Below are 9,649 nucleotides of genomic sequence, written 5' to 3'. Positions count from 1 at the left end.
CACCAACAGCAACACCAACAGCAACTAAGTGTGCCACCCCCCCCCCCCCCTTCACCACCACTCGCAATTACGTGCATATGCACATAAACTGCCGCCATCGCCCCGCCGACAACGCCGATGGACGCCCCCAGCCCCTGCACCTGCTTCCAGCTGCGCCGCGCCACGCGCCGCGTTTCCCAGCTCTATGACCGCCACCTCGCCGCGGCCGAGCTGAGCCTCAACGCCTACTCCATCCTGCGCCGCGCCAGCCAGGCACGCCCGCTGGGCGAGCTCGCCGATGCGCTGGGCATGGACCGCACCACCCTCACCCGCAACCTCAAGCCGCTGCTGGAGGCCGGCCTGCTCAGCGCGGCACCCGGCCAGGACTCCCGCCAGCGCCAGTTGCAGATCACCGCCGCCGGAAAACGTCGCCTACAGAAGGCCTTCCCGCTTTGGCAGCAAGCGCAGGAGGAGGTCGAAGCCCTGTTCGGCAGCACCCGCATCAACAACCTCAACCAGCAACTGGAAGCCCTCAACCACGCACTGGAACAGGAGCGGCCAGCATGAGCGCGCAAGCCCCGTCGCGCACGCCCTGGCTGCTGTTGCTTGCCGCCTCCAGCATCCTGATGGTCACCATGGGCGTGCGCCAGACCAGCGGTCTGTTGATCGATCCCATCCATGCAAGCACTGGACTCGGCATCGCCCAGATCAGCTTTTCGCTGGCGATCGGCCAGTTTGTCTGGGGCGCGGTGCAGCCCCTGTTCGGCGCCATGGCCGACCAACGCGGGCCACTCCCGGTGCTGGTCGGCGGCGGCCTGTTGCTGGCCATCGGCCTGTTCGCCGCAACCCTGCTGCCCGGTGCCTGGGGGCTGAATCTCAGCTTCGGCCTGCTGCTGGCCGCCGGTGCGGGCGCGGGCAGCTTCTCGGTGCTGATCGGTGCCACCGCCTGGCGCATCCCCGCGCAGAAGCGTTCGATGGCTGCCGGCATCATCAACGCCGGCGGGTCGCTGGGCCAGTTCCTGTTCGCACCATTGGTGCAACTGCTGCTCAGCGCCTTCGGCTGGGTCAAGGCGCTGTATGCACTGGCGGTGATCGTGCTGCTGTCATTGCCGCTGGCCTGGCCACTGCGCAAGCGCGCACCGCGCAGTGACAACACGGATGATGGCGAAGCGCTGCGGCCGGAATTGCAGCGCGCCCTGCGTGACCGCAGCTACTGGTGCCTGCACCTGGGCTTCTTCACCTGCGGCGTGCATATCGCCTTCCTGGTCACCCACCTGCCCGGCGAAATCGCCCTGTGCGGCTTGTCGCCAAGCGTGGCCTCGGTGTCGATTGCGCTGATCGGCCTGTTCAATGTTGCCGGCAGCCTGATCATCGGCGCGCTTGGCGAGCGTTTCCGCATGAAATGGCTGTTGTTCTGGATGTACCTCAGCCGAGCGGTGCTGATCGCCGTCTATCTGGTGTCGCCGCCCACGCCGATGACCTTCTATGTGTTCGCTGCAGTGCTCGGCTTCACCTGGCTGGCCACGGTGCCGCCCACCGCCGGCCTGGTCGGCAAGCTGTTCGGCCCACGCCATATGGGCACCTTGTTCGGCCTGACCCTGCTCTCGCACCAGATCGGCGCGTTCTTCGGCGCCTGGCTCGGCGGCGTGGCATTGGAGTATGGCGGCGACTACAGCTGGATGTGGTACGCCGACATGGCACTGGCCGCCGCTGCAGCCCTGGTCAACCTGCCTATCCGCGAAGCGCCATTGCGCCGCCAGCTCGCTGCCGGCTGAACAGAAACGAGCGCTGCAACAAGCCGTTTCATCGCCGCCATTGAAACCGGACATTTTTGTCCGGATCATATGCAGCATGACTTCTTTACGTTCCGATGCCGTCGCGCGTCGCGCTTTGCTATTGGACGCGGCCGACGCCGTGTTCGGTGAACACGGCATCACCGCCCCGCTTGACCTGGTAGTGGAACGCGCCGGCGTTGGCCGCGCCACCCTGTACCGCAACTTCCCCGACCGCACCGCGCTGGTGGAAGCACTGCTGCAGCGGACCGTGGAGAAGATCGAGGTCCATCTGCAGGAACTGGGTGAGCGCGACGACGCCTTGTTCGAGCTGATCAAGGGCATGGCCCGACGCATCGTGCATTCCCCGGCGCTGGCCGATTACTGGCGCGCGGTGGACCGCGACGACCCGGCCATCAAGGCCGCCCGCGAGCACATCCTGGCGCTGTCGGCACCGGCCCTACAGCGCGCCAAGGATGCCGGGCTGTGCCGCCAGGACCTGCAGCTGGCCGATATCTCGCTGATTTCCAGCATGCTGGGCGCCGCATTGCGCGGGCGCACCGCCGAAGATCGCGCCACCCTCGCACGCCGTGCGATTGAATTGCTGCGTCCCGGCCTGGCCGCGCCGGCTGCAGCGGAACGCACATGAAGCCACTCAAGCCCATCCCGGACTGGGAGGAACACGAAAAGCCCTCCCTGCCCGGCTCAGCCTCGATGCCCTGGCACCCGCCACATCGGCGTGCCGCCTATGCCGCGGTGGCGGTGCTGGTCGCCATCACCGGCGGCCTGGGCAATGCGCTGATCAGCGCCAACCTGCCGTGGATCACCGGGCAGATGGGCCTGCAGGCCAGCGAGGCAAACTGGTTGGTGGCGGCCTACCTGATGGTCAACGTCAGCGCCAACCTGCTGGTGTTCAAGTTCCGCCAGGAATACGGCATCCGCCTGTTCGCCGAGATCGGCCTGGGCACCTATGCGGCGTTGGCCGTGCTGCACCTGTTTGTCGGCACCACCACCACCACGCTGCTGGTGCGCGCCGGCAGTGGCTTTGCCGGCGCCGCCTGCACCACCCTGGGCACGCTGTACATGCTGCAGGCGCTGCCGCGCAAATACGTGGGCAACCTGCTGGTGATCGGCGTTGGCCTGTCGCAGCTGGCAGTGCCATTGGCCTGGTTGCTGTCGCCCGGCCTGCTCGACCATGGTGAGTGGCAGAACCTCTACCTGTTCGAGGCCGGCCTGGCGCTGTGTTCGTTTGCGGCGGTGGTGGTACTGAAGCTGCCACCCGGCATCCAGATCAAGGTGTTCGAGCGCAAGGATTTCCTTACCTTTGCCCTGCTGGCACCGGGCCTGGCGCTGCTGGTGGTGGTGCTGAGCCAGGGCTATCTGCACTGGTGGTTCGATTCGCCATGGCTGGGCTGGGTGCTGGCGGCGGCCGTGGTGCTGATCACCGTCGGCCTGTGCATCGAACACCAGCGCCGCAACCCACTGCTGCAGGTGCGCTGGTTGATGGGCCCGGTGATGCTGCGTTTCATCATCGGCGCCTTCCTGATCCGCTTCCTGACCAATGAGCAGTCCTACGGGATGATCACCATGATGCGCACGCTGGGCATGGGGCCGGAGCAGATGGCGCCCCTGTTCGGCGTGATCCTGGTCGGCGTGCTGGTCGGCATCGCCGCCGGTGCGCTGACCTTCGGGCCGAAGGCGCTGATCCCGCAGTTGCTGACCTCGATCATCCTGCTCGGCACCGCCGCCTTCCTCGACCAGCACCGCACCAGCATGGACCGGCCGATGGATTTCGCCTTGAGCCAGTTCTTCGCGGCGGTGGGCAGCGGCATGTTCATGGGCCCGCTGATGCTGATGGGCATACGCCAGGCGATGGCACGCGGGCTGGACCATATCGTGTCCTTCATCGTGATCCTGTCGCTGACCCAGAGCTTTGGCAGCCTGGCCGGCTCGGCCTTCCTCAGCAGCTACCAGCTGCACCGCGAGCACATCTATTCCACCGCGCTGGTCAGCCAGCTCAACCCCGCCGACCCGCAGGTGGCCCGCCGGCTGCAGCTGCAGCAACAGGCCTACGCCCGCGTCATCACCGACCCGGTACAACTGAAGGCCCAGGCCAGCGCCGCGCTGGCCGCCAGTGCCAAGCGCGAGGCCAATGTGCGGGCCTTCAACGACGTATTCGCCCTCAGCGGTTGGGTGGCTATCTGCTTCCTCACCTGGCTGCTGCTGGAAGTGATGCTGCGCAACCCGCGCGTGAAACAAGTGATCCGGCGCCAGCCTGCCGGCGCCCCGAACCAACGAGCTGAAACATGAGCAACAAGACCGAAACCCCAGCAACACCCGCCTCGGCGCCGGTGTCCAAGTACAACCGGCCCAGCCGCGCCAGCGTGGTGGTGATGATTGCCGTCGCCCTGGTCGGGCTGACCCTGATCCTGCGCGCCTGGCAGCTGTGGCCGTTCAACAGCACCCATATGCACACCGACGATGCCTATGTGCGTGGCCAGGTGACGGTGCTGGCGCCGCAGGTCAACGGCTATGTCACCGAGGTGCTGGTCAGCGATTTCGACCACGTCAAGAAAGACCAGCCCCTGCTGCGCATCGACGACCGCATCTACCGGCAGAAGGTGGACCAGGCCCAGGCCTCGCTGGAGGATGCGCGCGCGCAGCTGGCCAACTCCGACCAGAGCCAGGCGCAGAACCGGGCGCAGATCAGCTCGGCGCGCGCCAACTACGCCGCCGAACAGGCCGAGCAGCAGCGCAGCCGCACCGAGCTGCAGCGCTACGAAACACTGGCGTCCCAGCAACTGGTCTCCAATAGCGACCGCGACAAGCTGCGTTCGTCCGCGCAGGCGGCAACCGCCGGTGTCGCGCAGTCGCAGGCCGCCATCCATATCGCCGAGGAAACACTGACCTCCACCCAGGTGGCGCGCAAGGGACTGGAAGCCAAGGTAGCGATGGCCGAAGCGGCCTTGGAACTGGCCCGGATCGACCTGGACAACACAGTCATCAAGGCCCCCCGTGACGGTCAGGTATCGGAGGCGACGGTGCGGCTTGGGCAATACGTCACCGCCGGCAGCCAGCTGCTGTTCCTGGTGCCGGACAGCTTGTGGGTGGTGGCCAATTACAAGGAAGGCCAGACCTGGAACATGGCCATCGGGCAGCCGGCGACCTTCAGTGTGGATGCCTTCCAGGGCAAGCAGCTGACCGGCCACATCGAGCAGATCGCCCCGGCCACCGGCTCGGAGTTCTCGGTGCTCAAGCCGGACAACGCCAGCGGCAACTTCACCAAGGTGGTGCAGCGCCTGCCGATCCGCATCGCCATCGACCCCGACCAGCCACTGGCCGCGCGCCTGCGCCCGGGCATGTCGGTCGTGGTGGAGGTAGACACGGCAGCAAGCCCGCAGGCACGCCGGCAGTAGGTGGTAGTGCCGAGCCATGCTCGGCAGGGGCTTTCCACGCAATCCCGCAGGAGCGGCCCAAGCCGCAAAACCAGCAGCAAGCAAAAGCCCAAAGCCAACCCCTCCCCAACCCTCCCCTGCTACGCAAGGGAGGGGGCAAGGCGGTAGTGCCGAGCCATGCTCGGCAGCAGCTTTCCACACAATCCCGCAGGAGCGGTCTAAGCCGCAAAACCAGCAGCAAGCAAAAGCCCAAAGCCAACCCCTCCCCAACCCTCCCCTGCTGCGCAAGGGAGGGGGTAATGCGGTAGTGCCGAGCCATGCTCGGCAGGGGCTTTCCAGACAACCCCGCAGGAGCGGCTTAAGCCGCAGAACCTGCAGCAAGCAAAAGCCCCAAAGCCCCCCCTCCCAAACCCTCCCCTGCTGCGCAAGGGAGGGGGCTGGAACGCTGGCGGGCGAACCAGCGACCTGCGTCACTTTGCCTCACCACACCCAAACCACCAAAGCGCTACGCTGTACCCCTGCCCACAGCCGGGAGAACCCTCGGTGAAACTGCATCTGGCGCTCTCCGTACTGGCCGCACTCACAGCCACCTCCGCCAACGCCGCCGATACGCTGTATACCGGCGGGCCCATCGTCACCGTCAATGACCGCCAGCCCGATGCCGAGGCCATCGTGGTGCGCGACGGCCGTATCGCCTTCGTCGGCAGCCGCCAGGCCGCACTGCGCTTCAGCCCGAAGGCGCAGCAGATCGACCTGCATGGCCACACCCTGGCACCGGGCTTCATCGACGCCCATGGCCATGTCTCCGGCGTTGGCCTGCAGGCGCTGTCCGCCAACCTGCTGCCCGCGCCCGATGGCGAAGGCAACTCCATCCCCGCGCTGCAGAAGATCATGCGCGAGTTCCGCGCACACCCGACCACCCCCGAGGGCTACAAGGTGCTGATCGGCTTCGGCTACGACGACTCGCAGTTGGCCGAACAGCGGCATCCCACCCGCCAGGATCTGGATGCCATCACCACCGATATCCCGATCATCCTGATGCACCAGTCCGGCCACCTCGGCGCCTACAACAGCAAGGCGCTGGAAATGGCCGGCATCACCGCCGACACCCCCAATCCACCCGGCGGCGTGATCCGCCGCGAGCCCGGCAGCACGGTGCCCGACGGCGTACTGGAAGAAAGCGCGCACAACCTCGCCCTGGCCAAGCTGATGCCGGCAATGACTGCCGAGCAATCCCTGGCCATGCTTGAGGCCGGCCAGGCGCTGTACATGAAATACGGCTACACCACCGCGCAGGACGGCAAGAGCGATGCCGGCACGCTACAACTGCTGCCGATGGCGGCCAAGGCCGGCAAGCTCAAGATCGACGTGGTGGCCTACCCCGACATCGAAGTGGCCCTGCAGAACCCGGCCATGCAGGGTCCGTTCTACGGCCTGAACTACACCGACCACTACCGCATCGGCGGGGTAAAGATCAGCCTGGACGGCTCGCCGCAGGGCAAGACCGCGTGGCTGACCAAGCCCTATTACAAGGTGCCCGAGGGCGAGAAGCCGGACTATGCCGGCTACCCTGCCTTCCCGGATACCAAGGTCGACGACCTGATCACCCAGGCCTGGGGCCATGGCTGGCAGGTGCTGGCCCATGCCAATGGCGATGCCGCCATTGATCAGCTGATCCATGCAGTGGCCAGCGCCGAAGCCAAATACCCCGACAAGCATCTTGTACCGGTGCTGATCCACGGCCAGACCCTGCGCAAGGATCAGGTGGGCGAACTGCGCCGGCTGGGCATCTTCCCCTCGCTGTTCCCGATGCACACCTACTACTGGGGTGATTGGCACCGCGACTCGGTGCTGGGCCCGGAGCGCGCCGAGAACATCTCGCCGACGCAATGGGTGCTGGATGCCGGCATGGTGTTCACCTCGCACCACGATGCGCCGGTGGTATTCCCGGATTCGATGCGGGTGCTCGATGCCACGGTCAACCGCGTGACTCGCAGTGGTCGCATACTGGGACCGGATCAACGGGTATCGCCTTTGATCGCGCTGAAGGCGATCACCTTGTGGGCCGCGCGTCAGTACGGCGAGGAAAGCAGCAAGGGCTCGATCGAGGTCGGCAAGCGTGCCGACCTGGTACTGCTGTCGGACAACCCGTTGAGCATCGAACGCAGCCAGCTGCACACCATCAAGGTGCTGCAGACCATCAAGGATGGCGTCGCGGTTTACGAGGCAAAGCCGTAGGAGCGATATGTGGTTGTTGTGGGAGCGGCGTAAGCCGCGAAACCACTGCAACATCCGAAGCCGATAGCGCATTGCCCGCACCGACGTAACCGGGGCGGTCAAGGCCTATCGGCTTCGCCGCTTACGTCGCTCCTACACGGGTCAGTTCTGCTTGAAGTCTTACCCTCACCCCAACCCCTCTCCCGCAGGGAGAGGGACTAAAGCTTCAGCCTGCGCAGTTCGCGCACAGGCCATGCACTTCCAGCGTCTGCGCCTGCGGCTTGAAGCCCAGCTCCTTGGCGCGGGCCTCGAGCTGGCGAACGATGTCGCGGTCTTCCAGCTCCACCGCGCTATGGCAGCGGTCGCAGATCAGGAAGGGCACCGAGTGCTGGTTGCTGCTGGGGTGGTGGCAGGCGACGAACGAGTTGACCGACGCCAGCTTGTGCACGAAGCCATTGGCCATCAGGAAATCCAGCGCGCGGTACACCGTGGGCGGGGCATCGGCGCCCACACCCTTGCCTTCGCGCACCCATTCCAGCAGTTCGTAGGCCTTGACCGGCTTGCCCGCCTCTGCAATCAGGCGCAGCACGTTGGCGCGGATCGGCGTCAGCCGCAATCCGCGCTCGCGGCACACCCGCTCGACCACCGCGACAAAGTCCGCCGCGTCTTCGACGTGGTGGTGCGGGGCGGTACAGGAGTGGGCGTCGGTCATGGCTACCTCGTCGGAATCAGGCCGTTGGGATCTTGATGAGTGCGGCGTCGATGCGTTTCAAGGCCTCGTCGCGGCCGGCCAGGTACACGGTATGGGAAATATCCGGGCTCACCTGGGTGCCGGTGATGGCCACGCGCAGCGGCTGGGCCACCTTGCCCATGCCGATTTCCAGCTGCGCGGCCACCTCATGCAGCGCCGCCGACACGCCTTCAGCGGTCCATTCGGCAGCGGCCAGCAGTTCGCGCGCCTTCGCCAGCGGAACCTCGGCACCGGCCTTGAAGTGCTTGGCCACCGCGGCTTCGTCGTATTCGCTCAGCGGGGTGTACCAGACCACGGCCTTCTCGGCCATTTCCTTCAGGGTCTGCACGCGCTCGCGCAGGGCGATGACCACGTCCACCGGCGCCGGCCCCTTGGCCAGGTCCAGGCCCAGCTTTTCCAGCTGGTAGACCAGGTGCGGAACGATGGATTCGGGCGTCTCGGTCTTCAGGAAGTGCTGGTTGACCCAGCCCAGCTTGGCCATGTCCAGACGCGCGGCCTTGGAGTTGCAGTTGGTGACGTCGAACAGGTCGATCAGTTCCTGGCGGGTGAAGATCTCCTGGTCACCGTGCGACCAGCCCAGGCGGGCCAGGTAGCTCAACAGTGCCTCGGGCAGGTAGCCGGCATCCTTGTACTGCATCACGTCGGCAGCACCGGTGCGCTTGGACAGCTTGGCGCCCTGCTCGTCCAGAATCATCGGCATGTGGCCGAACTTGGGCACCGGCGCGCCGATGGCCTCGTACAGGTTGATCTGGCGCGGGGTGTTGTTGATGTGGTCATCGCCGCGGATGACCTCATTGATGCTCATGTCCCAATCGTCGACCACCACCGCGAAGTTGTAGGTGGGGTAACCGTCCGGGCGGAAGATGACCATGTCATCGAGCTCGCTGTTGGCGATCTCGATCTTGCCCTTGATCAGGTCGTCGAACACCACGGTGCCGTCGAGCGGGTTCTTGAAGCGGATGACGCGGTTCGGGTCGTCCTTGTACGCCAGGTTGAGTTCGCGGGCAGCGCCGTTGTAGCGCGGTTTTTCCTGCTTGGCCATGGCGGCCTCGCGCATGGCGTCCAGCTCTTCCTTGGTCTCGTAGGCGTAATAGGCCTTGCCCGAGGCGATCAGCTGTTCGGCCACTTCCTGGTAACGGGCGACGCGCGCGGTCTGGTAGATCGGACCCTCGTCATAGCCCAGGCCCAACCAGTCCATGGCCTCCAGGATGGCGTCGATGGCCGCCTGGGTAGAGCGCTCGCGGTCGGTATCTTCAATGCGCAGCACGAACTCACCGCCACGATGACGCGCCTCCAGCCAGCAATACAGCGCGGTGCGGGCGCCACCAATATGCAGGTAGCCGGTGGGACTGGGGGCAAAGCGAGTACGGACGGTCATGACAGGCGCAGATGTGGGAATCCGGGCATTTTACCTTTTCCCCTGCTCCGGTGCCTTGAACCGGCTTCAGCCCTTGGCGCGCGGACCACAAGACGCAGCAAGCGCCAGCGACCTGCAGCTCTAAGCCCCTCTCCCGTTCACGGGAGAGGGGTTGGGG

At 65.9% G+C, this 9,649-nt stretch carries 8 protein-coding genes; 6 read left to right on the top strand and 2 right to left on the bottom strand.

The window, feature by feature from the left end:
* The first annotated feature begins 117 nt into the window (after window positions 1-117).
* The 6 genes from ACVOLQ_RS21890 (at window position 118) to ACVOLQ_RS21865 (ending at window position 7,384) form a co-directional block, all read left to right on the top strand.
* Window positions 118-546 (top strand): MarR family winged helix-turn-helix transcriptional regulator, encoded by a 429-nt coding sequence (locus tag ACVOLQ_RS21890; protein ID WP_481529294.1) that lies wholly within the window; start codon window positions 118-120, stop codon window positions 544-546.
* Window positions 543-1,754 (top strand): MFS transporter, encoded by a 1,212-nt coding sequence (locus ACVOLQ_RS21885; protein WP_481529293.1) that lies wholly within the window; start codon window positions 543-545, stop codon window positions 1,752-1,754. The genes ACVOLQ_RS21890 and ACVOLQ_RS21885 overlap by 4 nt, the downstream gene beginning before the upstream one ends.
* 76 nt (window positions 1,755-1,830) lie before the next feature.
* Window positions 1,831-2,400 (top strand): TetR/AcrR family transcriptional regulator, encoded by a 570-nt coding sequence (locus tag ACVOLQ_RS21880; RefSeq protein ID WP_313644983.1) that lies wholly within the window; start codon window positions 1,831-1,833, stop codon window positions 2,398-2,400.
* Window positions 2,397-4,061, top strand: coding sequence for an MFS transporter (locus ACVOLQ_RS21875; RefSeq protein WP_313399673.1), 1,665 nt, complete (start codon window positions 2,397-2,399; stop codon window positions 4,059-4,061). The genes ACVOLQ_RS21880 and ACVOLQ_RS21875 overlap by 4 nt, the downstream gene beginning before the upstream one ends.
* A complete protein-coding gene (locus tag ACVOLQ_RS21870) occupies window positions 4,058-5,167 on the top strand; it encodes an HlyD family secretion protein (protein WP_481529292.1) in 1,110 nt (369 codons plus the stop codon). Before ACVOLQ_RS21875 ends, ACVOLQ_RS21870 begins: the two co-directional genes overlap by 4 nt.
* Before the next feature lie 522 nt (window positions 5,168-5,689).
* Window positions 5,690-7,384, top strand: coding sequence for an amidohydrolase (locus ACVOLQ_RS21865; protein WP_481529291.1), 1,695 nt, complete (start codon window positions 5,690-5,692; stop codon window positions 7,382-7,384).
* Between the two features lie 205 nt (window positions 7,385-7,589).
* Here the strand turns inward: ACVOLQ_RS21865 and ACVOLQ_RS21860 are convergent, their stop codons facing one another.
* Both ACVOLQ_RS21860 and gltX read right to left on the bottom strand, forming a co-directional pair.
* A complete protein-coding gene (locus tag ACVOLQ_RS21860; protein ID WP_062166516.1) occupies window positions 7,590-8,075 on the bottom strand; it encodes a Fur family transcriptional regulator in 486 nt (161 codons plus the stop codon).
* Between the two features lie 16 nt (window positions 8,076-8,091).
* Entirely contained in the window at window positions 8,092-9,492 is a 1,401-nt protein-coding gene (gene gltX / locus ACVOLQ_RS21855) for a glutamate--tRNA ligase (RefSeq protein WP_313495267.1), read from the bottom strand.
* Window positions 9,493-9,649 lie beyond the last annotated feature (157 nt).

The sequence above is a fragment of the Stenotrophomonas sp. STEN031 genome (assembly GCF_056759975.1).
This window is presented reverse-complemented; position numbering and strand designations above follow the sequence as displayed.